The organism is Methylocystis sp. H62 (genome assembly GCF_015709515.1).
In the GTDB taxonomy this organism is placed as follows: Bacteria; Pseudomonadota; Alphaproteobacteria; order Rhizobiales; family Beijerinckiaceae; genus Methylocystis.
This window is the reverse complement of the sequence record NZ_JADNQZ010000049.1, coordinates 77961-100313: the sequence shown is the minus strand read 5'-3', so window position 1 is coordinate 100313 and position 22353 is coordinate 77961. Positions and strand designations below refer to the sequence as shown.

Here is a 22353-nt window from a genome sequence, read left to right as displayed (position 1 = left end):
AGCGGGCTTTCTGCCAGAAACGTGGCCGCACGGCAATGCTGCGCGATCCCGTATTTTTCAGAAGTGTTGGAAGGACAATTTTTTGAAAAAGACGGGCTTTTTGTGTCCGTCGAGAAAAATCGGCGGTACGCTTCCCGCCACAAATTCGCCGATCCGACAGGCTGGCGCGGCAGGCGGCGCTTCGCTTCCTGCGGCGATGAGGATTTCGTAGTCGTCTCCGCCGGTTATCGCCGTTTCAAAGAGTGCGGGGTCGAGGGCGATCGCCTCTCGCGCCGCGTTGGAAAGCGGCGCCGAGGCGAGATCGACAATCGCGCTCACGCCAGAGGCGCGGCAAAGCTTTGCAAGATCGCCGGCGAGTCCGTCCGAAATGTCCATCGCGGCGCTGGCGTTGGCGCAAAGCCACGTCGAGAGATCGAGGCGCGGCTGTGGCAGGAGATAGCGCCCGATCAGATAGTCGCGCGCCTCATCCGACAGCCGTCGCGCCAGCGCCGGATCGCGGCGCAGCGCGAGACCCAGCGCGGCGTCTCCGATCGGGCCCGACACGAAGATGGCGTCCCCTGGCCTTGCCCCGGTGCGGGGCACGAAGCGCCGCGTGCGACCAAGCGCCGTGATCGAGATGGTCAGCGGCCCCGGAGTCGCAGCCGTATCGCCGCCGATGAGCGGCGCGCCATAGTCGCGCGCATCCTCGGCGAGCCCGGCGGCGAAAGCGTCCAGCCAAGCGTTGGTCCAGTGGGCCGGCAGCGCCAGGCCCAGCAGAAAGCCGATCGGCTCCGCGCCTTTGGCGGCAAGGTCGGAGAGATTGACGCGCAGCGCCTTCTTGGCGATCAGCGAAGGGTCATCATCCGCGAAGAAATGTACGCCCGCGACAACCATGTCGGTCGTGACGACGAGCGGCGCGCTTTCGGGCGCGAGAAGCGCCGCGTCGTCCTTGAGTCCAAGCGCCGCCGCGCCGGCGATCGGCGCGAAGATGCGGGCGATGATGTCGTCTTCGCTGTAGCGCTGCATGGCTTCGCCCTCGTGCTTCGAGACGCGAGCTTCTCTCGCTCCTCAGCATGAGGGCGAGGTTTGGGCGCCGCCGTCTTCCTCATCCTGAGGAGCCCGCGCAGCGGGCGTCTCGAAGGACGAGGAAGACGGGCGGCTGCTTTCCTGTCAACTCAACTCTTCGGCGCGCTCCTCATGCGCGATCCTGTCGAGCACGGCGTTCACCATGCCCGACTCGGTCGGCCCGAAAAAGGCGCCGGCGACGTCGACATATTCCTTGATGACGACGCGCGCCGGGACGTCCTTGCGCGACCGCAGTTCATAGACGCCGGCGCGCAGGGCGGCGCGCATGACGGACTCCAATCGTGACAACGGCCAACCGCCGGACAGCGCGCGATCGATCTGCCGGTCGATCGCGACCTGGTCGGTCAGGACTCCTTGCAGCACGTCGCGAAAAAAGGCGGCGTCCGCCGGCTTATATTGCGCGCCTTCGATCTCGCGTCCAATCCAGTGAGACTCGAACTCGGCGAAAATTTCGTTGAGCCCTTTGCCGGCGACTTCCATTTGGTAAAGCGCCTGCACGATCGCCAGACGCGACGCCGAGCGTTGATCGACGCTCATACGACGCCCCGTTTGAGGCGCACGAGCGCGAGCGCCGCGCGCGCCGCGTCAGCGCCCTTGTCGCCCTGCTTGGGATCGGCGCGCACGATCGCCTGCGCCTCATTCTCCACAGTGAGCACGCCGTTGCCGAGCGGCAGGCGGCGCGAGACGGAAAGATTCATCAGCGCGCGCGTGCTTTCATTGGCGACGAGTTCGAAATGATAGGTCTCGCCGCGGATGACGCATCCAAGCGCAACGACTCCATCATAGGGCGCGCCGGCAAGCTCGGCGTCGTCGAGCGCGATCGCGGCCGCTGTGGCGATCTCCAGCGCGCCGGGGACTTCGATCACCGTCGCCTGCGCCTGGAGCGCGCGCAAGGCGTCAAGCGCGCCTTCGCGCAGCATGGCGACGATGTGGGCGTTGAATTTGGTGGTGACGACGAGAATATGCGCGCCGGGAACGGGCGCAGAGTCAGCGTCGTCGGGTGCAAAACCAGCCATTCAGGCGACTCCATGAGTGCACGCAACCTTCTCCCGCCGGGAGAAGGTTGGGCTGCGAAGCAGCCAAGCGAGGGTTCGCGTTCTCAATTGCAAAGGTGCGGGACGCGCCGCCACAGCGTATCGCTGAGGCGCAAAACCCCACACCCGACTCGGCCAAAAGCCTGTCGTTTACAAAGGGCGTCCCTACGGACGCCCTGGCCGGGGCCACCCTCTCCTTGTGGGAGGGAAATCCGCGAACCAATTTTCTCGGCGCGTTATGTCACACGAGCGGCGCTCTGTCAGCCGGTATGGCCGTTATACACATCCTCCCGCCAAACTCAGCCTACCGCGCTTCGCTCAACCTTGCCGCATAGCGCGCCATCAGATCGACTTCGATATTGAGCGCATCCCCTGCTCTGCGCCCGCCGAGCGTCGTAACGCTCAGCGTATGCGGAATGAGCAGCACGGAAAAGCGATCGCCGTCGACGTCGTTCACCGTGAGCGAAACGCCGTCGAGCGCTACGGAGCCTTTCTTGGCGACGAAGCGCGACAGAGCACGCGGCGCCTCGATCCAGAATCTGGACATGCGTGTTTCTTCAAACGGGCGTCCTTCGGGCGCCCTATCGCAGAAATCGTCGCGCGATATGGTGCGCGCGACGCCGTCGACATGGCCGGTGACGATATGGCCGCCGAGTTCGTCGCCGATCTTCAACGCGCGTTCGAGATTGACGCGCGTTCCGCAGGCCCATGTTCCGACCGTCGTGACGGCGAGCGTCTCGGCGGCGGCGTCGACCTCGAAGATCGTTCGCGCACCCTCGCGCGCGACGGCGACGACCGTCAGGCACACGCCCGAGCAGGCGATGGAGGCGCCCAGAGCGATGCCGTCGGGATCGTATGAACAGGCGATGCGCAGGTGGCGCAGTTCGCCGCGCGGCGTCATCGCAATAACTTCGCCCACATCGGTCACGATTCCGGTGAACATCAGTCGACCCGCGCGTATCGGGTCATGGTGTCGGCGCCGAGCGCGCGCGTTTCGATCAGACGGTAACGCGAATCGTCCTCGAGGGCGGCGCGCGCCGCAGGGGTCAGCGCGGGACGGCCTGCCCGCCCGAGCGGCTTGACGGCGGTGTGCAGGATGACCTCATCGGCAAGATCCGCGGCGAGCAGACTTTCGGCGACGCGCGGCCCGCCTTCGCTGAAGACGCGGGTGACGCCGCGATCTGCCAAAAGTCTTAGGGCGCTGGTAAGATCAAGCAGGCCTTCCCGCGTCGCGATGCGGACAACCTCTGCGCCGGTGGCGTTTTCAAACGCTTTGGCCGCTTCATCGGCGACGGCCGCTCCAGCGATCACGAGCAGCGGCGTTTCACGCGCCGTCGACGCCAGGCGCGATCGCGGCGACAGCGACAGCTTCTCGTCGAGCACGACGCGGAGCGGCTTGAGCCGCTGCATGCCCGGCAGGCGCACGGTCATCAGCGGATCGTCGTCGCGCGCCGTGCCGCCGCCGATCATGATCGCATCATGCAGCGATCGCTGCACATGCGTGAATGCGTCAGAGATAGGTCCGGTGATGTGCAGGCGCGGATCATGCGCGGCGCCTGCGGCGTAGCCATCCGCCGTCATGGCCAACTTAAGCGTCATCATCGGGCGGCGACGGGTGACGCGTAAAACGTGCCCGAGATGATCGGCGCGCGCCGCAGCGGCGCCGGGACCAATAAGGACCTCGATTCCCGCTTCACGCAATCGGGCGAAGCCGTCGCCCGAGACGCGCGGGTCGGGGTCCTCCAGCGCGGTGACGACGCGCGCGACGCCGCCGGCGATGATCGAGTCGACGCAAGGCGGCGTCGCCCCATGATGCGCGCAGGGCTCCAAAGTGACGTAAAGCGTTGCGCCGCGCGCCGCCTCGCCCGCCGCGGCCATGGCGATCGCCTCCGCATGCGGGCGCCCGCCCGGCGCGGTCCAGCCGCGGGCGATCACGACGCCGTCGCGCACAAGCAGCGCGCCGACCGCGGGATTGGGCGCGGTGCGGCCCAGATTGCGCCGGCCGAGCGCAAGCGCCGCCGCCATATAGGCGTCGTCGGTCGCGGTCTGCGGAAAGGCTTCGTGGATCGTCATGCCTTCTCTGGGTCGTCGGAGTCCGGTGCAAAAGCCGCGCCGTCGCCGCCGCTCTCCAATTCATCGATCACCGCGGAGAAGTCGCGAACTTCGCGGAAATCGCGATACACCGAGGCGAAACGCACATAGGCGACGGGGTCCAGCGAACGCAGGCCTTCGATGACCAATTCGCCGATCCGCTGACTTTCCACCTCGACTTCGCCGAGGCTTTCGAGCTGACGAACGATTCCGGAAATCATCTGCTCGACGCGGTCCGCCTCGACCGGACGCTTGCGCAAGGCGATTTCAACCGAGCGCGTCAACTTGTCGCGATTGAATGGCGCCCGCCGACCCGACTTCTTGACGACGATGATTTCGCGCAGCTGCACGCGCTCAAAGGTCGTGAAGCGGCCGCCGCAAGTCGGACAGACACGGCGACGCCGAATGCAGGACGAGTCCTCGGCAGGACGGGAGTCCTTCACCTGCGTGTCGACGGAGCCGCAATAGGGACAGCGCATGTGGGGCGCCTTTCCCCTCTCCCGCATGCGGGAGAGGGTGGCCCCGCGAAGCGGGGTCGGGTGAGGGCTATCACAGTCCATGCGACGGAGAGAACCCTCATCCGTCGCGCCTTCGACGTGGCGCCTTCTCCCGCAAGCGGGAGAAGGTTGGACACCCCGCTCAATAGATCGGGAACTTCGCGGTCAGCGCGTGAACCTTTTCCTTCACCGCGGCTTCCGTCGCGGCGTTGCCTTCTTCGCCCTTCGAGGAGAGGCCGTCGAGCACCTCGACGATCATCTGCCCGACCTCTTTGAACTCGTTCTGGGCGAAACCGCGCGAGGTCGCCGCCGGCGAGCCGAGACGAATGCCGGAGGTGACGAAGGGCTTTTCCGGATCGAAGGGAATGCCGTTCTTGTTGCAGGTGATGTGCGCGCGGCCAAGCGCGGCTTCCGCCGCCTTGCCGGTGATCTTCTTGGGGCGCAGATCGACGAGCATCAGATGGTTGTCGGTGCCGCCCGACACGATCGCGAGACCGGCGTCGACGAGCGTCTGCGCGAGCATTTGCGCATTGTCCTTGACCTGCTGCTGATAGGTCTTGAACTGCGGGGTCAGCGCCTCGCCGAACGCCACGGCCTTTCCGGCGATGACATGCATCAGCGGACCGCCCTGCAGGCCGGGGAAGACCGCCGAGTTGATCTTCTTGGCGATGGCCTCGTCATTCGTCAGCACCATGCCGCCGCGCGGACCGCGCAGCGTCTTATGCGTGGTGGTGGTGACGACATGCGCATGCGGCAGCGGCGACGGATGAAGTCCCGCGGCGACCAGACCGGCGAAATGCGCCATGTCCACCATGAAATAGGCGCCGACGCTGTCGGCGATCTTGCGGAAGCCTTCGAAGTCCCAGATGCGGGAATAGCCAGAGCCGCCCGCGATGATGAGCTTCGGCTTATGCTCGTTAGCGAGCGCGGCGACCTGCTCCATGTCGATGCGCTGATCGTCCTTGCGCACCGTATAGCTCACCGGCTTGAACCAGCGGCCGGAGACATTGACCGGCGACCCATGCGTCAGATGACCGCCGGCGGCGAGATCCAGCCCCATGAAGACGTCGCCCGGCTGAAGAAGCGCGAGGAACACCGCCTGATTGGCCTGCGAGCCGGAGTTGGGCTGCACATTGGCGAAACCGCAGTCAAACAGCTTCTTGGCGCGGTCGATCGCGAGAGTCTCGGCGATGTCGACGAATTGGCAGCCGCCGTAATAGCGCTTTCCCGGATAGCCCTCGGCATATTTGTTGGTGAGAACCGAGCCCTGGGCCTCCAACACCGCCTTTGAGACAATGTTCTCCGACGCGATCAGTTCGATCTCATGCCTCTGGCGGCCGAGTTCGAGTTCGATCGCCTTCGCGATTTCCGGATCGGAAGCGCTGAGGGAGGCGGTGAAGAAACCGGATTGGCTCATTGGATAGACCTCTATGCCTAACGGCGCTGAACGAAAACAAAAACCGGCTCCCGGTCTTATCGGCGAAGCCGGTCCTTAGGACGCGCATCGTGAGACGCGTCGCTTATCACGGCGAAGCCGCGACGGGAAGAGCGGCCGTCGTCGCGGGTCTAAGCCCAAGCCAAGTCTCGCGCGTGCTTCGTCAGCCCAGTTTTGTTGTGGGGGCTTTGGGTGGGCCGCGCAAGCTTCGCACGCCAGCGTCTCCGTTTCCTGAAGCGCCAAAATGACGCATGTTGCGCTCGCCCAAATCGCCAGAAATAACGCGTCGCCGCATCGCCATATTTTCGCTTCAAACGAGCGTTTGAATTTCAATCAGTCGTTTTAAACGGAGGTTCGTCATGAGCGATCATCTGGAAACAAAATTTGCCGCGCTTAGCGCCAAGTCACGCAGGCTGCTCATCGATGCCGCGGTCTGCTTCGTCGCGACCTGGCTCATCGCTTTCCTGCCGCCGCAATGGAAGAATGGCGAAGCGTTGAAGGAAATCGCTTTCACGACCGACCCGGTGAGCGGCAAAATCATCGACCGGATCGCTTCCGCGGAGACGGAGCGCCCATCCTTGAAGTTGAAAAACGCTTCGCCGGCTCCGGCGCTGTTCGCCGTCTATCCGCAGGAGCGCATCTCGGATTGGTCGAACGAAGCCGCCGCTGAACAGACGGAGACGATCCCTGTCAGGCCGACGAAAGTCGTCGCCTTGCGCAGGCCGTCTCCGGAAAAGAGAAACCCTGTCGAGTCGACGCCGCCGGCGCTTCCGACCACCAACGCCGAGCCGCCCGCCTCTCCCCAGACGATGGGCGAGAACGCGGAGCAACAGGAACGGAGTTTGTTGGCCAAGCTCGACCCGACAGGGCTCTCATCCAAATTGGCTCCGCTCGGCCGCAAGGCGTGGAATGGCGCGACGTCGCTCGGCGGCGCAGTGACTAGCCTCGTCAACCTATATCCTTTTTGAGGATGATGCCTTGAGTAATCTGGATCAGGCGCGCGTCGCGTCTCGCTCGACGGAGACGACGCGCGCCGCGCTCATCAAAGCGGCGACGTCGGTCTTCGCGGAATATGGGTATGACGGCGGCTCGGTGCGGCTCATCACCCAAAGGGCGATGGCCAACCAGGCGGCCGTCAATTACCACTTCGGCGGCAAGGACGGACTTTATCGCGAAGTGTTGATCGCCGCGACGCGCGCCTTCGAAGAGAATGCGTTCTTGGACCCCGAAGAGCTCGATGCGCTTTCGCCTGAGGACGCGCTCCGACGCTATCTGCATCAGTTTCTGCTGCCGCTCGTCAAGCGCGATCGCGTCAGCCGCTTTCTGCGCATCTTCGCCTGGGAAAGCGTGCAGCCGAGCGAAGTCTTCAGCGCCTTCATCGCGCATTCGCCACCCCGCATCTTTCGTTTGGCGGAACGGGTCGTACGGCGGTTCCTGCCGCAAGACGCCTCCGCGGAGACCGTCACATTCGCGATGCTGTGGCTTGCCCAGCAGCCGATGTTCTTCGTGCGAGACGCGGAGCGGCTGGCGCAGCCGCCCTTCTCGCTCAAATTCGACGAAGAGGCGCTCGAGCGGCTCGTCGACACGCTGGCGGGCTTAAGTCTTCGTGGACTCGCCGGAGTCTAAACCTGACCAATCGCTCCCGTCCGCTCGCGGCGCGTCTTAGGGAACAAACATGACAGCTCTGCTGCACAGCAATTATTTCTCCGCGGTCCTGACCGAGACCCAAAAGGCTCTGGAGTTCTCCGCAAACGTCCTCATTCTCGCCGCGACCGTGGCGCTCGTCGGGGCGTTCTTGGCGCTGATCAAGGGCGCCTAGCCCTTTGCGCCGGCCGGGCGCCGCGTCTTGTCGTCGTCGCGCAAACAAGGCATGTTTCAACTCGCCCCAAGCAACACATGGGTGATGAAAGTGAACATTGCAGCGGCGTTGTTAGCGGTTACGACCGCCTCGGTTTTTGCAAATTCGGCGCAAGCGAAGCCTTTGACGCTGCTCTGCCGCCATAGCGACAATCTCTATGCAGCCCCCTATACGGTCGCCTATTCCCCGATCAGTTCGACGCTCGCGATAGTGGACGATGGACGAACCGACGCATACGCCGTCGAAGACATTGCAAGAGAGAACGGGGGATACATCATTCAGGCCTATGGCAAGCTGCTGAACGCGCACATTACGCTCATCACTTCGCTTCCGAGGCAGATCCTTTATTCAGGCGCCTTCACCAACGACGTCTTCGCGATCGATTACTGCAGGTGAGCGGTTTTCTTCGCCGCTGTCGGCGGCCTACGCCGCTCGCTTCTGATAGTCCTTCACATCCGAGAATGTGATCGCCGGATTGCGTTCGGCGTCATAGTTGAGCTGGAACGCCGACGAACTCATGAACACCGGCGACCCGTCGAGATCGTCGGCGATGCTGGAGCCGTTCGAATCGATGAAGCTTTTCAGCTTCGCTGGGTCGTCAGATGCAATCCAGCGGCAGATGGCGAAGCGCGACTGCTCATAGCGCGTCTGCAATCCATATTCCCCCTGGAGCCGCGTCGCCAGCACATCGAGCTGCAGCGCGCCGACGACGCCGACGATCGAACCGGAGCCGTCATGCGGCGTGAAGACTTGCACGACGCCCTCTTCCGCAAGCTGCTGCAAGGCTTCGCGCAGCTTCTTCGCCTTCATGGCGTCGCCGATGAGAATGCGGCGCAGGATTTCCGGCGCGAAGCTCGGCACGCCGCGAAAGACGATCTCCTCGCCCTCGGTCAGCGTGTCGCCAATGCGCAGTTGTCCGTGATTGGGCAAGCCCACAACGTCGCCGGCGTATGCTTCGTCGGCGATCGAGCGGTCGCGCGCAAAGAAGAACTGCGGGGCGTTGATCGGAATATTCTTGCCCGTGCGAATGAGTTTCGCCTTCATGCCGCGCGTGAGCCGGCCCGAGCAGACGCGCATGAAGGCGATGCGATCGCGATGGTTCGGGTCCATATTCGCCTGGATCTTGAAGACGAAGCCGGTCATCTTCGGCTCCTTCGCCTCGACCAGACGCTTGTCCGCCTCCTGCGCGCGCGGGCTCGGCGCATATTCCGCCATCGCGTCGATCAGATCGCGAACGCCGAAGTTGCGCAGCGCGCTGCCGAAGAAGACGGGCGTCAAATGGCCTTCGCGGAAAGCCGAAAGATCGAACGGCTTGTTGCCCTCTTCGGCGAGCATCGCCTCCTCGCGCCATTCATTAGCGCCGCCCGGCAGGAGCGTATCGAAGAGCGGATCATCGAGCCCGCTCGTTTGCAACGGTTCGGCGTCCTCGTCGATCCGCCGAACCGTTTTCGTCGCGAAGCGGTAGGTGCCGGCAAAGCTTCTGCCCGAACCGATCGGCCAGGTGATCGGCGTCGCGTCGAGCGCGAGAGTCTTCTCGATTTCGTCGATGAGATCGAAAGGATCGCGCGCCTCGCGGTCGAGCTTGTTGATGAAGGTGACGATCGGAATGTCGCGCAAGCGGCAGACTTCAAAGAGCTTGCGCGTGCGCGCCTCGATGCCCTTGGCGGCGTCGATCACCATCACCGCGGCGTCGACGGCGGACAGCGTGCGGTAGGTGTCTTCCGAAAAGTCCTCGTGGCCTGGCGTATCGAGCAAATTGAAGACGCAACCGCCGTATTCGAACGTCATCACCGAGGTGACGACCGAGATGCCGCGTTCGCGCTCGATGCTCATCCAGTCCGAGCGCGTCTGCTGGGCGTTACGCTTGGCCTTGACGGCGCCGGCAAGCTGAATCGCGCCGCCGAACAGCAGCAGCTTTTCGGTGAGCGTCGTCTTGCCGGCGTCGGGATGCGAGATGATCGCAAACGTCCGCCGCCGCGAGACTGGGTCGCGAGTGGTGGGAATGGTCAAGGCTAGCTCGGGTCAGGAAGAAAAGTCAGGCATTCGACTTATCGACAAGCGCCGCCGCCTGCAATCCCGTTGCTCTTTCGACCGCAGTCAAGGCCCGGCTTGTCCCGGCCGCGACAAGCGCGGGCATGGCCGGCGTTCTTTCGCTTTTCTCAGGTAGCGATTCACGCCGCAAGATCGCGCAAGACTTCGGGACGAAGCTCGGCGATTTGTGGAGCGTCATCGCGGCGCCCGAGGGGTTGGCGGCCTTGCTCCCAATCCTGCAAGGTCCGCACGGAAACGCCAAGCAGCGCCGCTTCTTGAATAACCAACATATCTATATATAATGGATTTTTTTGGAAAATCAGCCATGCGCCGCTTCACCACCGTAGACCTCGATAAAAATCTCGGCGACGTCAAAGCCGTCGCAGCGCGCGAGCCTGTTGTCATCACCGAGCATCGGAAGGATCGTTTTGTCATGATGTCGATCGAAGACTTCAACCGCCTGCGCGCGGGCGCCGACGTGCAACATGTTTTTGGCGCCGGAGAAACGCCGCCTGCTCTCGCCGATCTGCTGACCAAGGAAATCGACCGCGTTTTGGATCAGTAGATTGGCTGACGCGCCGAAACTTTCGACCGGCGAGATTGTCTCGGCTTATCCCTATCTTTGGCTCTGGCAACGTGATCGCGGAGAAACGGACGGCCGAAAGGAACGCCCCGTCTGCGTCGCCGTTGCAGCAAAAGGCCCGGATGCGCTCACCCATCTTGCATTGCTCGCGATCACCGGAACGCCGCCGCGGGACGACCAGGAGGCCGTGGAAATACCGCCGCTCGAAATTCGCCGACTCGGATTGAACGAGCACAAACAGGCTTGGGTCGTTGTCTCGGAATATAATTACGACGTTCTCGAGCGATCCTTTTCGCTCGATCCATCTCGCAGGGACAAACGAAGATTGTCGCCCGGCTTTTTGAAAGTCGTGCTGCGCGCATTTCGTCCGACGCTGGGGTCGGCGCAAACGCGCGTTGACCGGCTTTAGCGGCTCAGCCGAAATCCTCCGCCAGCGATGCGCGCGTCGCTTCTGACAACACGGCCATATGGCTGTAGCTGGGATGCGACAGGCCCAAAATCACCCGCGTGTTCGGCTCCCTGAACGCCGCAATCTGCGCCTGCGTAAAGGGAAAGTGCACGAATTGCACGCTGCTCGCCTTGCCTTCAGACGTGGTGCGATCCTGATCCTGCTCGGCCTTGCCGACGACGCGCTCGCCGCCGACTTCGATGGAGGCCGTCTCCTCCACTCCGCCGAGTTGCGACAATACGCGCGCCCGCCGCAGCGCGTCGTCGATCTCGATCATGAATGTCGCGACGAGTTCCTTGCCTTTGGGCACCAGCGGATTATAGGCCGCAAGCTCATCGGCGAGTTGCGCCGCGCCGCCTTTTTCGATGTGCAGCATCTCCTGCACCTGTATCCACATCGTGTCGAAATTCTCGAAGTAGAAGGTGACGTAAGGTCCGACCTCGACCCGGCGGTTGCGCTTGATCGCGGTGAGGCGCTTGCGATGTTCGGCGCGGTCCTTGGCGTATTCCGCCCAGGGGAGAATATCGGCGGGGGTCAGTTGGTGACGATCTGTCATGAGGCGCCTCGCATCTAACACCCTCCCCTCGAGGGGGAGGGTCGAAGCGCGAAGCGCTTCGGGGTGGGGTGACTACAACGAAAACGAGGGGCGGGCCACCCCACCCCGCGCCTTCGGCGCGACCCTCCCCCTCAAGGGGAGGGTAAGGTTCGGGTCCAGCCGCTACGGGTTTGACAACCCGTAAGCTCTCGCCATCAGCACGATCGGATGGCCGACGCGTTCCGGCTTCGGCGTCTCGCCGCCGAGCGTCTCGATCTCCTGTTCGATATGCAGTCCGGCAAGCGGGCATTCGGAAACGACGTGCTTCTTGTCGGCGTTCTGCAACTGCCGCGCGGCGGGCTTGCCCACCTTCATCGCCGTTTCGAAATTGCCCTTCTTGTAGCCCCAGGCGCCGCCATGGCCCGAGCAGCGCTCGACCACGGCGACATCGGCTTCAGGGATCAGCGCAAGCAGCTCGGCGCCTTTCTGGCCGATATTCTGGGCGCGCGAATGACAGGAGACATGGAAGGCGACGCCCCCATCGAGCGGCGCCATGCCTTCGGCCAGCCCCTCTTTGCGCGCGATGTCGACGACATATTCGGAAAGGTCGAATGTCGCCTCAGCCAAACGCTTGACGCTTTCGTCCTCCGGCAGAATCAGCGGCCATTCGAATTTCAGCATCAGCGCACAGGACGGCACCGGCGCAACAATGTCGTAGCCCTGGTCGATGTAGGGCGCGAAGGCCGCGGCGACCTTGCGCGCCGCCTCCGCCACGTCGTCGAGCATCCCCTGTTCGAGCTTCGGCATGCCGCAGCAGGCCGGATGCACGACTTTGGTCTCGACGCCGTTCCTCGCGAGCACGGCGAGCGCCGACATGCCGATCGACGTATCGTTGTAGTCGCCGTAGCAGGTGGCGTAGAGCACCGCCTTGCGCGCCTTGGCCGGCGCCGAGTCGTTCCGCGCGGGCGGATTCGCAGTCGCCTGCGCTTCAAGCGTCTTGCTCGCGTATTTTGGCAGCTCGGCGTTGCGATCGACGCCCGCGACTTTCTCTTCGAGGCCGCGCATCGTCGTGTTGTCGCGGCGCGTCGCCCAATTGGCCGCGCCTGAGATCAGCGTCGCCCATTTGCCGTAGCGGTCAGTGTCGGCAAGCGCGCGATCGACCGCGGGCACGCCGTTCTTTTTCGCTTCGACCGCGCGGTAGCGCAGGATCAGATGCGGAAAGTCGATGTTGAACTCATGCGGCGGCACATAGGGGCACTTCGACATGAAACACATGTCGCAGAGGGTGCAGGCGTCGACGACCTTCTTGAAGTCCGCGCTCGCGACAGTGTCGAGCTCGCCGCTTTTCGATTCGTCGATGAGATCGAACAGCCGCGGGAAGGAGTCGCACAGATTGAAACAGCGCCGGCACGTGTGACAAATATCGAAAACCCGGCGCATTTCCGCGTCGAGCTTCGCATCGTCATAGAAATCGGCGCTCCGCCAATCCAGCGGATACCGGATCGGAGCCTCGAGGCTGCCTTCTCTCATCTTTGCTGTTCCAAAACACAACGGCCGTCATGGCCGGGCTTGTCCCGGCCATCCACGCGGGGATGCTGCGGAGCGGTCGCCGCACGACAGGGATGCTGAAGCCCAGCCGCTGGCGCGCGGGTCAGGCTCTGAGCCTTTCGCCGGTCCCATCGCGTGGATGGCCGGGTCAAGCCCGGCCATGACGCGAAGGACGTAATTCTCTGCTTACTTCAGTTCGTCCAGGGCGCGCTGGAAGCGGCCGGCATGCGAACGCTCGGCCTTGGCGAGCGTCTCGAACCAGTCGGCGATCTCCTCGAAGCCCTCGTCGCGGGCGGAGCGCGCCATGCCGGGATACATGTCCGTATATTCGTGGGTTTCCCCGGCGACGGCGGCCTTGAGGTTATCGGCGGTCTTGCCGATCGGCAGGCCGGTCGCAGGGTCGCCGACGACCTCCAGGAACTCCAGATGGCCATGGGCGTGGCCGGTCTCGCCTTCGGCGGTGGAGCGGAACACGGTGGCCACGTCATTGTAGCCCTCGACGTCGGCCTTTTGAGCGAAATAGAGATAACGGCGATTCGCCTGCGATTCGCCGGCGAAGGCGGCCTTCAAATTTTCTTCGGTCTTGCTGCCCTTGAGCATAGCCATTTTCTTGCCTCCGAGTATTCGAGTCGGCGCGGCCGTTAGGCCGCGACACAGGAATTAGAATAATTCAAAACTAGCTTCTGTCCAACCAAAATCCGGCGCGGCGGCGCGGGGATTCGTCGCAGGCGCCTTGGACGCGTTCGCGCGCGCGGCGGCTCTATTTGACGCCGACCACCATGGAATCCGGTCCCGTCAGATGCTCGACCCGGGAGCTGGAGAACCCGGCTTCCTTCATCCAGCCCTCGCAGTCGCCCCCCGTAAAGTCGAAGCCGCCGTCGGTCTCGATCAGCATATTGAGGCTCATCAGCAGGCCGAAAGCGTTCTCGCGACGATCATTATCGATCATGGCTTCATAGACGATCAGCGCGCCGCCTTCTGGAAGGGCGTTGAAGGCCTTCTTCAACAGCATCCGCTTTTGCTCGATATCCCAGTCATGAAGGATGTGCCCCATGATGATGACGTCGGCTTGGGGCAGATCGTCCTTGAAAAAGTCGCCGGGATAGAACCGCAGTCGCTCCGCGAGCCCGTTGGCGGCGACAAATTCTTCGAATATCGGTCCGACTTGGGGAAGATCGAAGCCGCCGCCCGAAAGATGCGGATGCGCTCGCGCGATCGTGACGGGAACCATGCCCTGCGCGGCGCCGACGTCGACGAAGGTCCGATAGTCCCGCCAGGAGAATTTGTCGGCGATCGCCTGGGCGGCTCCGGCGCTCACGCCGCTCATCGCGGAGAGGAAGCCGCGCAGACGTTGCGGATCGGCGTAGAGGGCCGCGAAAAGATCGCTGGCGTCCTGATCTTCGCTCTGTCGGCGACCGGTTTTCAGCGCCTCAGACAGATGTCCCCAGCTCTCATAGAGACGCGCATTGGCCATCTCCAGCAGCCCGCCGACATAGCTCGGCCGTCCGCGCACAAGGAAGAAATCCGTCTCGGGCGTATTGGCGTAGCGCCCGGCCGCATCGCGCTCCAGAACTTTCATTGCTACAAGCGCGTCGAAAAAATCGTGCGCGGAGCGCTTGTGCAACCCGAGCTTCGTCGTCAGCGTCGCAAGCTCGGCGGGGCCGTCGGCGAGCGCGTCGAAGACGCCGAGCTCCACCGCAGAAAGCAGCGTCTTGGCGTTCCAGAACGACATGCCGAGCGCGAGAAGTTTTTCAGGAGAAGGCTTGAGCATGGCGCGACAATCTCGCGAGCGGCGTCATGACACAAGAGTCGCTCAGCCCTTGTGACGTCCTTCGAACGGGTTCTCCCCCGACTTTTTCGAAATCCTGATCGGCACGCCGGGAAGGTCGAAGGTCTTGCGCAGACCGTTGATCAGAAAGCGCTCGTAACTCGTCGGCAGCTCGTCGAGCTGATTGCCGAAGAGCACGAAATGCGGCGGCCGCGATTTGGCTTGCGTCATGTAGCGTATCTTGATGCGCCGCCCCGAGACCGCCGGCGGCGGCGTCTCCTCGATTTGCGTCAGCAGCCATCGATTGAGTCGCCCCGTCCCTATGCGCTTGTTCCAAATTTCGTGAACCGCGAGGATCGCTTGCATGAGCTTGTCGAGCCCCTGCCCCGTCGCGCCCGACACCGGAACCACCGGACAGCCGCGCAGCTGCGCCAGCAGGCGTTCTGCATCTTCGCGCAGCTTGATGAGCGTCGCGTCGCGGTTCTCGACGAGGTCCCATTTGCCGAGCGCAATGACGACGGCGCGCCCCTCGCGCGCCGCGAGGTCGGCGATCGAGAGATCCTGCTTCTCGAAAGGGATCGTCGAATCGACAAGCAGCACGACGACTTCCGAGAATCGCACCGCGCGCAGCGCGTCGGCGGCCGACAGCTTTTCCAGCTTGTCCACGACGCGGGCGCGCTTGCGCAGACCGGCCGTGTCGAAGAGCTTCATCTTCCGGTCGCGCCACACGAAATCGACGGAGATCGAATCGCGCGTGATTCCGGCTTCGGGTCCCGTCAGCAGGCGCTCCTCGCCGAGAATGCGGTTGATGAGCGTCGATTTTCCGGCGTTGGGCCGTCCAACGACCGCGATGCGCAGCGGCTTCGTGACATCGAGGTCGCTGCCGTCCTCATCGTCGTTGCGCAGATTTTCTTCAATGGCGACGTCGTCTTCGAAAGGTTCGGCGGTCTCCTCGGGCAGAGCCTCGCGCAGCGCGTCATAGAGCGCGCTCATGCCTTCGCCATGCTCGGCGGAAAACGGCACGGGATCGCCAAGACCCAGCGAAAAGGCATCGTAGACGCCTGGCCCGCCGGCCTTTCCTTCCGCCTTATTGGCGATCAGAATAACCGGCTTGCCGGCGCGACGGACGAGATCGGCGAAATATTTGTCGTCGGGCGTGACGCCAACGCGCGCGTCGATGAGAAAGAGAATTGCGTCGGCGGAGAGGATCGCGTTCTCTGTCTGGGCGCGCATGCGCCCTTCCAGAGTCGGTCCCCGGCCTTCCTCCAGCCCGGCCGTGTCGATGATGGTGAAGCGCAGATCTGCGAGCTTGGCTTCGCCCTCCCGGCGATCGCGGGTGACGCCGGGACGGTCATCGACAAGCGCCAGCTTCTTGCCGGTCAGCCGGTTGAACAGCGTCGATTTGCCGACGTTCGGCCGGCCGATGATCGCGAGCGAAAAGGACATGACTCGTTTCTCGCTGCGCTGCCCGCCCCTTCGCCAACTATTTCGAGGGCTTCACCTCGAACGGCGCCTCGCCGGACGGCGCAGCGCCTTCCTGTTCCGGCTCGATCACCGGCGTCACGGTGACATTGCCGCCGCTCGCGGCTCCCCCGGCTCCCGCCGTCGGCGCCGCCGCCGGCTTGGGTCCGCGTTTCGCGTGCAGCAGCCCCTGATAGGCCGCAGCGCGCTGACGCACGGATTGCGGAGCGTCGCGATCGCTGAGCAGAACGTTGAAGTCCCTCTCGGCCTCTTCGAAATCGTCATTGGCCAGCGCGTCGAGACCATTCAATTCTTGCGCCGAGAAGCGGAAGGCGCCGTTCGAGGTCATCATGGGCCCGAGCGCGCGTTCCATTTTCTGGCGGTCGCCGCTCTCGAGGATGATCAGCGCGGCGCGCAGCAGCGCGACTTCCTGATTCAGTTTGTCGACATTCTTGTCGTCGGCGATCGCCTCCAATTCCTGGAGCGCGCGCGCTCTGTCTTCGCGCAGTTCCGCAGCCCGGATGCGCGCGAGCGCCGCATAGCCTTTGGGAGCGTCCTTGGCGACAGCGTCGAAAGCGGCCGCTGCCTCTTGAGCCTTGCCTTCGTTGGCGAGCGCGATCGCGGCTTCAAAACGGGCGTTCGCGGCTTCCGCCGTTTTTTGACGGTTGGTCTGGTAATAGCTCCACGCGCCGGTCGCAGCGACGATCAGCACGGCGAAGATCAGGATCGGCGTGTGATAGCGCCGCCAAAGGTCCGCCGCCTTGTCGCGCCGGACATCTTCATCGACCTCATGGAAAATATCGGACATGTGCGCCAGACCCTTGACTCCGCCCGAAAAAACCGGGCTGACCGCAGCCGATAGCATAGGCGGCGGCCAAATGCGAGCGAAGCCGGCTAGTCGATTTCCTTCTTGGCGGCGCTCGCCCGCCACACGACGCCGCCGACGTCGTCGGCCACCAGCAGCGCGCCGCGCTTATCGACGATGACGCCGACCGGCCTGCCCCGCGCTTCGCCGCGCTCGTTCAGAAAGCCGGTCAGCACCTCTTTCGGGGCGCCCACCGGCGCGCCATTCTCGAACTTTACAAAAATGACGCGGTAGCCCACGCGGGGACTGCGATTCCACGATCCATGCTGGCCGATGATCGCGCCGTTCTGGAACGGCCCGAGGGCGGAATCGCCGACGAAGGTGAATCCAAGCGAGGCAGTGTGAGAGCCGAGCGCATAGTCCGGCCGGATCGCCTGCTTGACGAGTTCCCGATCCTGCGGCTGCACGCGCTCGTCGACATGCTGTCCGAAATAGCTATATGGCCAGCCGTAAAAGGCGCCGTCGCGCACCTTTGTCATGTAGTCGGGCACCAGATTGTCGCCGATCTCGTCGCGTTCGTTCACCGCGACCCAGAGGTCGCCTGTCGCGGGGTTCCAGTCCATCCCGACTGGGTTGCGCAGTCCCGAGGCGAAAACCCGCGTGTCGCCGGTCGCTTGATCGATCTCCAGAATGTCGGCGCGATTATGCTCTTCCTCCATGCCATTCTCGCCCGCATTGGAGTTGGACCCGACGCCCACGTAAAGACGCGAGCCCACAGGATCCGCGACAAGGCTCTTCGTCCAGTGATGATTGCGTCCCGCAGGCAGATCCACGACCTTCTCCGGCTGCGCTTCGATGCGCGTGTCGCCTTCCTTATACGGAAAGCGCACGAGCGAATCGGCGTTGGCGACGTAAAGCTGATCGCCCACCAGCGCCATGCCGAAGGGCGAACTGAGATTTTCCAAAAAAATCTCCTTCGTCTCGGCCACGCCGTCGCCATCTGCGTCACGTAGCAGCGTGATGCGGTTGGCGCTCGGCTTATTCGAGCCGGCCTGGCGCATATAAAGGCCCATGAAGAAGCCGCGAACCCCGCCGCCGCCTTCGTTTTCGGACTTGGGCGGCGCATCGGTTTCGGCGACGAGAATGTCGCCATTCGGCAATTCGTACAGCCAGCGCGGATGATCGAGCCCCGTCGCAAAAGCTTCAACGCCCAGCCCCTCGGCGGGCGTGGGTTTTTCGCCGCTTGGCCAGCCCACGGCGCGCGCGATATTCACGTAAGGAAAGGCGCCGGTCGGATGCGGCGACGGCAGCGTCGGATTGGGTCCATAGCCAGCGCTCTCTGGCATTTCGGGGCCGCGATCGCAGGCGGCGAGCGCGGTCGCGGTCAGCGCGAATAGAAATCTCCAGAAAAAATTCGCCGCCATGGCGCCTTCTCCCCAAACGAACCCCGGTAAATACGAGAAGCCGCAGCTTCAACCATCGACAGCCGGCGACGAAGACAAATATGTTGTCGACGACGCCGCTAAGATGGCGCGGCGGAGCTAATTCTCAAGCCCTCGCCAGTCCATACTACGCTGGAACGCAAATGAGTCGAAAGACCGGACGCGTCTATGTCGGCGTCGGCGGCTGGAATTACGCCCCCTGGCGCGAATCCTTTTATCCCGCTGACCTCGCGCATAAGCGCGAACTCGAATATGCGAGCCGCAAGCTCGCCTCCATTGAAATCAACGGCACCTATTATCGCACGCAGAGCGCCGCGAGCTTCGCCAAATGGCGCGACGAAACGCCCGAAGATTTCATTTTCAGCGTCAAGGCGCCGCGCTTCGCGGTGATGCGCAAGACGCCACGAGAAGCGGGAGAGTCGATCGACCGCTTTTTCGCAAGCGGCGTGATGGAGCTTGGGGACAAACTCGGACCCATCTTGTGGCAGTTCCTGCCCAACAAGAAATTCGACGCGGGGTTCTTCGACGCCTTTCTTTCCCTGCTGCCAAAGAACATCGGCGGCCTACCGCTGATGCACGCGATTGAGCCGCGCCATGAGAGCTTCAAGACGGCTGAATTCATCGCGCTGGCGCGTCAGCATGGGGTCGCCATCGTCGTCGCTGGCGATTCAAAATATCCGCTTATCGCCGATCTGACGGCGCCCTTCGTCTATGCGCGCATCATGGGAACGCGTCCCGATGCTCCACTCGGCTATGACGATAACGCGCTCGAGCAATGGACGCAGCGTGCGCGACAATGGGCGAGCGGCGCTGCGCCGGGCGGGCTTGACTATGTCGCGCGAACGCAACAGAAGGCGGCGACGCCCCGCGACGTCTTTCTCTACGTCATCAGCGGCGCTAAGGAACGCAACCCCGCCGCCGCCATGGCGCTGATCGAGCGAATGTCGCGTTAAAGGTCGATGTCCACCCATATTGCCGCATGATCCGACGCTGCGTCTTCCTTTCGGGCGACTTCGGGATAGGCCTCCCAGCGTTTTGCGCGCGCGCCGGGCCACATGCCTTTGCGAAACACGCCGCCGCCCTTGACCCTTTCGAACAGCGCCGGCGACAGCAGAATGAAGTCGATCTTGTTGTCCGCGGCGCAACTGCCGTAGGTGCCTGGGAAACCGCCGTCATCAAATTTCGGATGCAAAAAGATGTCCTTCAGATCCGTGCCTTCGATGAGAGGATTCAAAGGTTCGCTGTCCGGCGTGTCGTTGAAGTCGCCCATCACGACGATGTTCTTGATCCCCATGGCGATGCGCTCGTCGTAGATCTCCGCGACGCGTTTCGCCTGCGCGCGACGTTTGGCGTTGGATGATTGCTGCGAGCCGAAACCCTTGCTCTTGAAGTGATTGAGCATCACCAGCAGGCGCGCGCCGGACGGCGACGACACCTCGAACTCGGCGCAATCACGCGAAAAGATCGGATTGCGCTCGTCCAGCATTTCGTCGACGTGGCTGCGCAGCACGCCGATGGGAAACCCCTGCCGCGTCAACAGGCCGACGTCGATGCCGCGCGTGTCGTTGCCGTCGATCACCATCGCGTGCCGGAACGCCTCGCCGCCGAGCGCAGCGACGACGTCCGCGTTGAAATCCCGCAGCACCGGCCGGCTCTCGACTTCGACGACGCCGAGAACGTCCGCCTCGATATCTCTCATCACCCGCGCCGTATTCCGCATCGCCTGTTCGTCGACGGGCTCGTCGCGCAACTCCAGCGAGCCGACCCAATCGGCGCGCCCGCTCGCGACAATCTCAACGCCGCCTGACTTGGGGCGTTTGATCAGTCCGCCCCTGTTGCGCCGCAGGATCACGAAATCGCCGATGTCGGATTTTTCCAAATCGAGTTCAATGACAAGTTTTGCCATGCGCTTCTTGTCGGCGGCGCTGTATGAGGGCTGCGCTAGCAGCGCATTCAACTCCGCGAACCTCTCGAGAATAGGCTTGCCTTGAGAAAGGCTCTTAAGATTCATGGCGCGTGCGCGATCGAAAAGATTCTCGACATTGTATGAGGCGAGTCTCATGAAATCCCCCAAGCGCAAAAAACAACAGAATGCGCTGAAGGCTAAAGCTCGACGCGCGCCGTGACAAGCGCATGACGGGCGACATGCTACGCCGGGGCCGAACTCGGCTTTTCGCCTGCGCCTTCCGGAGGACGCGCTTGCTTGAGCGCAATCTTCGTCGCGAACGCGGCGCCGACAAGCCCCAACGCGCCCAACCAGGCGGTCGCCTGAAAACCGGCGCAGAAGGCGTCGCGCGCGGCGGAGAGCGTCCGCTCAGCCTGCTCGGCGGGCAAGAATTTGACCGCATCCGCCGCGCCGCCAAGCGTCGCGCCGGCCGCCCGAGCGATGTCCGCCGACAGCCCCGCGACGACGGCGGCCATTTTTGCTCGATAGATCAGCGTGCCGAGACTGCCGAGCGCGGCGATGCCAAGGGCGCCGCCGAGTTCGATCGCCGTTTCCGACAAGGCTGACGCCGCGCCGGCGCGCTCGGGCGGCGCCGATGTGACGATGATTTCCGTCGTCAGCGCGATCACCGGCGTGAAGCCGACGAGGAGCAGAGACGATAGAAGCACCCCGTAGAATCCAGCCGCCAGCGCGAGGCCGACGAATCCAGCCGCGGCGACGATGAGCCCGCCGGCGAGAAGATTGACCGGCGCGATGCGGCGCGCCAGCGCGGGCGTGGCGAAGGAGCCGATCATGAAGACGATCGCCGACGGCGTCGACCACAACCCTGCATCGAGCGGCGTCAAACCAGCAACGAGCTGAAAATACTGTGCGAGCAGAATGAACGACCCGAACATGAAGAAGACGCCGAGCATGTTGATGCAAAGCGCGGTGTTCAGCGACCGCGAGCGAAACAGCGCGAGATCGATCAAAGGATCTTCGAGCCGCGACTGTCGGCGCAGGAACAGGAACGCGAGCGCGACGCCTGCCGCCACCGCTCCGATCGCGTCGGCGCCGAAGCCCGCCTCGGCGGCGCGCTTCAATCCGTAAACGAAGGACAGCACCGCCGCGAGCGACAGAAGCGCGCTCGCGATATCCAATCGGCCCGCCTTGGGATCGCGATATTCCGGCAGTAGCATCGGCCCGAGCACAAGCAGCAGGACCATCACCGGGACGCCCGCGAGAAAGACCGAACCCCAGCCGAAAGATTGGATCAGCGCGCCGCCGACGAGCGGCCCGATGATGGCGCCGGCGGAGAAGCTCGAAATCCACATGCTGACCGCAAAGGTGCGTTCCGACGGATCGCGGAACATGTTGGCGAGCAGCGACAGCGTCGACGGCGCGAGGGTCGCTCCCGCAACGCCGAGCGCGGCGCGCGCAAAAATCAGCATCTGCGCCGATTTCGAGAATGCCGCCAGGATCGATACGGCGCCGAACGCCGCGGCGCCCAGCAGCAGCACCTTGCGCCGGCCGAGGCGATCGCCGAGCCCGCCCATGATCATCAGGAAGCCGGACACCATGAAGCCGTAGATGTCGATGATCCACAGCAGCTGCGACGCGCTCGGCCGCAGCTCCGCCGTCAGCGCCGGAATGGCGAGATTGAGCACCGTGAAGTCCATCGCATAGACCAGGCAGGGCAGAGCGAGGATGGCGAGCCCGATCCACTCCCGGCGGGTCGCCTTGAGCGAAGGATCGGATGCGTCTGGCGCGGCGCTGTGCAAGGAGTCGCTCCGTCGGCCCTCTTGGGCGTGAGCGCGCAGCGTTTATC

Annotated in this window: 25 protein-coding genes; 8 read left to right on the top strand and 17 right to left on the bottom strand. The window is 63.6% G+C overall.

Features of this window, described 5'->3' with window-relative positions:
* Positions 1–57: 57 nt before the first annotated feature.
* The 7 genes from thiL to glyA all read right to left on the bottom strand — a co-directional run bounded on the left by thiL (position 58) and on the right by glyA (position 6104).
* Positions 58–1005: a thiamine-phosphate kinase gene (gene thiL, locus IYY11_RS07730; protein WP_196403326.1), complete on the bottom strand. Its 948-nt coding sequence runs from the start codon at positions 1003–1005 to the stop codon at positions 58–60.
* A gap of 144 nt (positions 1006–1149) precedes the next feature.
* Positions 1150–1602 carry a transcription antitermination factor NusB gene (gene nusB / locus IYY11_RS07725; RefSeq protein WP_018408555.1) on the bottom strand — a complete coding sequence of 151 codons (453 nt, stop codon included), beginning with the start codon at positions 1600–1602 and terminating at the stop codon, positions 1150–1152.
* Positions 1599–2081 carry a 6,7-dimethyl-8-ribityllumazine synthase gene (gene ribH / locus IYY11_RS07720; protein ID WP_196403325.1) on the bottom strand — a complete coding sequence of 161 codons (483 nt, stop codon included), beginning with the start codon at positions 2079–2081 and terminating at the stop codon, positions 1599–1601. The genes nusB and ribH overlap by 4 nt, the downstream gene beginning before the upstream one ends.
* Before the next feature lie 322 nt (positions 2082–2403).
* Positions 2404–3042 carry a riboflavin synthase gene (locus IYY11_RS07715; protein ID WP_196403324.1) on the bottom strand — a complete coding sequence of 213 codons (639 nt, stop codon included), beginning with the start codon at positions 3040–3042 and terminating at the stop codon, positions 2404–2406.
* Positions 3042–4172 carry a bifunctional diaminohydroxyphosphoribosylaminopyrimidine deaminase/5-amino-6-(5-phosphoribosylamino)uracil reductase RibD gene (ribD, locus tag IYY11_RS07710; RefSeq protein WP_196403323.1) on the bottom strand — a complete coding sequence of 377 codons (1131 nt, stop codon included), beginning with the start codon at positions 4170–4172 and terminating at the stop codon, positions 3042–3044. The genes IYY11_RS07715 and ribD overlap by 1 nt, the downstream gene beginning before the upstream one ends.
* Complete coding sequence (gene nrdR, locus IYY11_RS07705; RefSeq protein ID WP_196403322.1) at positions 4169–4669, bottom strand: transcriptional regulator NrdR; 501 nt, start codon at positions 4667–4669, stop codon at positions 4169–4171. The genes ribD and nrdR overlap by 4 nt, the downstream gene beginning before the upstream one ends.
* Before the next feature lie 160 nt (positions 4670–4829).
* Entirely contained in the window at positions 4830–6104 is a 1275-nt protein-coding gene (glyA, locus tag IYY11_RS07700; protein ID WP_196403321.1) for a serine hydroxymethyltransferase, read from the bottom strand.
* A 377-nt stretch (positions 6105–6481) separates the two neighbouring features.
* On the opposite strand from glyA, the gene IYY11_RS07695 reads away from it, so the two are divergent.
* From IYY11_RS07695 to IYY11_RS07680, 4 genes are read left to right on the top strand one after another with little or no spacing between them, the layout of a single operon-like run.
* Positions 6482–7090, top strand: coding sequence for a hypothetical protein (locus IYY11_RS07695; RefSeq protein ID WP_196403320.1), 609 nt, complete (start codon positions 6482–6484; stop codon positions 7088–7090).
* A gap of 10 nt (positions 7091–7100) precedes the next feature.
* A complete protein-coding gene (locus IYY11_RS07690) occupies positions 7101–7748 on the top strand; it encodes a TetR/AcrR family transcriptional regulator (RefSeq protein ID WP_196403319.1) in 648 nt (215 codons plus the stop codon).
* Between the two features lie 49 nt (positions 7749–7797).
* Positions 7798–7941, top strand: a complete 144-nt coding sequence (locus IYY11_RS07685) for a hypothetical protein (RefSeq protein ID WP_018408563.1) — start codon at positions 7798–7800, stop codon at positions 7939–7941.
* A 51-nt stretch (positions 7942–7992) separates the two neighbouring features.
* Positions 7993–8376, top strand: coding sequence for a hypothetical protein (locus IYY11_RS07680; protein ID WP_196403318.1), 384 nt, complete (start codon positions 7993–7995; stop codon positions 8374–8376).
* A 27-nt stretch (positions 8377–8403) separates the two neighbouring features.
* On the opposite strand, the gene IYY11_RS07675 is transcribed toward IYY11_RS07680, so the two are convergent.
* Positions 8404–9990, bottom strand: coding sequence for a peptide chain release factor 3 (locus IYY11_RS07675; protein ID WP_196403317.1), 1587 nt, complete (start codon positions 9988–9990; stop codon positions 8404–8406).
* Between the two features lie 125 nt (positions 9991–10115).
* Here IYY11_RS07675 and IYY11_RS22400 point away from each other — a divergent pair, with 125 nt between their 5' ends.
* The 3 genes from IYY11_RS22400 to IYY11_RS07665 are packed head-to-tail and all read left to right on the top strand — an operon-like array spanning position 10116 to position 11003.
* Positions 10116–10313 carry a hypothetical protein gene (locus IYY11_RS22400; RefSeq protein WP_210331268.1) on the top strand — a complete coding sequence of 66 codons (198 nt, stop codon included), beginning with the start codon at positions 10116–10118 and terminating at the stop codon, positions 10311–10313.
* 23 nt (positions 10314–10336) lie between these two features.
* Positions 10337–10576, top strand: a complete 240-nt coding sequence (locus tag IYY11_RS07670; RefSeq protein ID WP_196403316.1) for a type II toxin-antitoxin system prevent-host-death family antitoxin — start codon at positions 10337–10339, stop codon at positions 10574–10576.
* A 1-nt stretch (position 10577) separates the two neighbouring features.
* On the top strand, positions 10578–11003 hold the full coding sequence (locus IYY11_RS07665) for a hypothetical protein (protein ID WP_196403315.1): 426 nt from the start codon (positions 10578–10580) through the stop codon (positions 11001–11003).
* A 4-nt stretch (positions 11004–11007) separates the two neighbouring features.
* Here IYY11_RS07665 and IYY11_RS07660 read toward each other — a convergent pair whose 3' ends face one another.
* The 7 genes from IYY11_RS07660 to IYY11_RS07630 form a co-directional block, all read right to left on the bottom strand.
* Entirely contained in the window at positions 11008–11598 is a 591-nt protein-coding gene (locus IYY11_RS07660) for a DUF3501 family protein (protein WP_196403314.1), read from the bottom strand.
* Between the two features lie 162 nt (positions 11599–11760).
* The gene (locus IYY11_RS07655) at positions 11761–13107 is read right to left on the bottom strand and encodes a heterodisulfide reductase-related iron-sulfur binding cluster (protein WP_196403313.1); all 1347 of its coding nucleotides are present in this window, start codon (positions 13105–13107) and stop codon (positions 11761–11763) included.
* Between the two features lie 204 nt (positions 13108–13311).
* A complete protein-coding gene (locus IYY11_RS07650; protein WP_196403312.1) occupies positions 13312–13731 on the bottom strand; it encodes a rubrerythrin family protein in 420 nt (139 codons plus the stop codon).
* Between the two features lie 154 nt (positions 13732–13885).
* Entirely contained in the window at positions 13886–14896 is a 1011-nt protein-coding gene (locus IYY11_RS07645; RefSeq protein WP_196403311.1) for a methyltransferase, read from the bottom strand.
* A 42-nt stretch (positions 14897–14938) separates the two neighbouring features.
* The gene (der, locus tag IYY11_RS07640; protein ID WP_018408570.1) at positions 14939–16339 is read right to left on the bottom strand and encodes a ribosome biogenesis GTPase Der; all 1401 of its coding nucleotides are present in this window, start codon (positions 16337–16339) and stop codon (positions 14939–14941) included.
* A gap of 37 nt (positions 16340–16376) precedes the next feature.
* Complete coding sequence (locus IYY11_RS07635) at positions 16377–17162, bottom strand: tetratricopeptide repeat protein (protein ID WP_196403310.1); 786 nt, start codon at positions 17160–17162, stop codon at positions 16377–16379.
* Positions 17163–17248: 86 nt separating this feature from the next.
* Positions 17249–18583 (bottom strand): sorbosone dehydrogenase family protein, encoded by a 1335-nt coding sequence (locus IYY11_RS07630; RefSeq protein ID WP_196403309.1) that lies wholly within the window; start codon positions 18581–18583, stop codon positions 17249–17251.
* Positions 18584–18744: 161 nt separating this feature from the next.
* Between IYY11_RS07630 and IYY11_RS07625 the strand changes: the two genes are divergently transcribed.
* A complete protein-coding gene (locus IYY11_RS07625; RefSeq protein WP_196403308.1) occupies positions 18745–19554 on the top strand; it encodes a DUF72 domain-containing protein in 810 nt (269 codons plus the stop codon).
* On the opposite strand, the gene IYY11_RS07620 is transcribed toward IYY11_RS07625, so the two are convergent.
* Entirely contained in the window at positions 19551–20663 is a 1113-nt protein-coding gene (locus IYY11_RS07620; RefSeq protein ID WP_196403307.1) for an endonuclease/exonuclease/phosphatase family protein, read from the bottom strand. The genes IYY11_RS07625 and IYY11_RS07620 overlap by 4 nt on opposite strands.
* An 86-nt stretch (positions 20664–20749) precedes the next feature.
* Positions 20750–22345, bottom strand: a complete 1596-nt coding sequence (locus IYY11_RS07615) for an MFS transporter (RefSeq protein ID WP_409455240.1) — start codon at positions 22343–22345, stop codon at positions 20750–20752.
* Positions 22346–22353: the final 8 nt, after the last annotated feature.

Excerpts from the sequence above, each read along its gene's own strand:
- thiL (WP_196403326.1), bottom strand. The coding sequence starts at position 1,005 with ATGCAGCGCTACAGCGAAGACGACATCATCGCCCGCATCTTCGCGCCG.
- nusB (WP_018408555.1), bottom strand. The coding sequence starts at position 1,602 with ATGAGCGTCGATCAACGCTCGGCGTCGCGTCTGGCGATCGTGCAGGCG.
- ribH (WP_196403325.1), bottom strand. The coding sequence starts at position 2,081 with ATGGCTGGTTTTGCACCCGACGACGCTGACTCTGCGCCCGTTCCCGGC.
- IYY11_RS07715 (WP_196403324.1), bottom strand. The coding sequence starts at position 3,042 with ATGTTCACCGGAATCGTGACCGATGTGGGCGAAGTTATTGCGATGACG.
- ribD (WP_196403323.1), bottom strand. The coding sequence starts at position 4,172 with ATGACGATCCACGAAGCCTTTCCGCAGACCGCGACCGACGACGCCTAT.
- nrdR (WP_196403322.1), bottom strand. The coding sequence starts at position 4,669 with ATGCGCTGTCCCTATTGCGGCTCCGTCGACACGCAGGTGAAGGACTCC.
- glyA (WP_196403321.1), bottom strand. The coding sequence starts at position 6,104 with ATGAGCCAATCCGGTTTCTTCACCGCCTCCCTCAGCGCTTCCGATCCG.
- IYY11_RS07695 (WP_196403320.1), top strand. The coding sequence starts at position 6,482 with ATGAGCGATCATCTGGAAACAAAATTTGCCGCGCTTAGCGCCAAGTCA.
- IYY11_RS07685 (WP_018408563.1), top strand. The coding sequence starts at position 7,798 with ATGACAGCTCTGCTGCACAGCAATTATTTCTCCGCGGTCCTGACCGAG.
- IYY11_RS07680 (WP_196403318.1), top strand. The coding sequence starts at position 7,993 with ATGTTTCAACTCGCCCCAAGCAACACATGGGTGATGAAAGTGAACATT.
- IYY11_RS22400 (WP_210331268.1), top strand. The coding sequence starts at position 10,116 with ATGGCCGGCGTTCTTTCGCTTTTCTCAGGTAGCGATTCACGCCGCAAG.
- IYY11_RS07670 (WP_196403316.1), top strand. The coding sequence starts at position 10,337 with ATGCGCCGCTTCACCACCGTAGACCTCGATAAAAATCTCGGCGACGTC.
- IYY11_RS07660 (WP_196403314.1), bottom strand. The coding sequence starts at position 11,598 with ATGACAGATCGTCACCAACTGACCCCCGCCGATATTCTCCCCTGGGCG.
- IYY11_RS07655 (WP_196403313.1), bottom strand. The coding sequence starts at position 13,107 with ATGAGAGAAGGCAGCCTCGAGGCTCCGATCCGGTATCCGCTGGATTGG.
- IYY11_RS07650 (WP_196403312.1), bottom strand. The coding sequence starts at position 13,731 with ATGGCTATGCTCAAGGGCAGCAAGACCGAAGAAAATTTGAAGGCCGCC.
- IYY11_RS07645 (WP_196403311.1), bottom strand. The coding sequence starts at position 14,896 with ATGCTCAAGCCTTCTCCTGAAAAACTTCTCGCGCTCGGCATGTCGTTC.
- der (WP_018408570.1), bottom strand. The coding sequence starts at position 16,339 with ATGTCCTTTTCGCTCGCGATCATCGGCCGGCCGAACGTCGGCAAATCG.
- IYY11_RS07635 (WP_196403310.1), bottom strand. The coding sequence starts at position 17,162 with ATGTCCGATATTTTCCATGAGGTCGATGAAGATGTCCGGCGCGACAAG.
- IYY11_RS07630 (WP_196403309.1), bottom strand. The coding sequence starts at position 18,583 with ATGGCGGCGAATTTTTTCTGGAGATTTCTATTCGCGCTGACCGCGACC.
- IYY11_RS07625 (WP_196403308.1), top strand. The coding sequence starts at position 18,745 with ATGAGTCGAAAGACCGGACGCGTCTATGTCGGCGTCGGCGGCTGGAAT.
- IYY11_RS07620 (WP_196403307.1), bottom strand. The coding sequence starts at position 20,663 with ATGAGACTCGCCTCATACAATGTCGAGAATCTTTTCGATCGCGCACGC.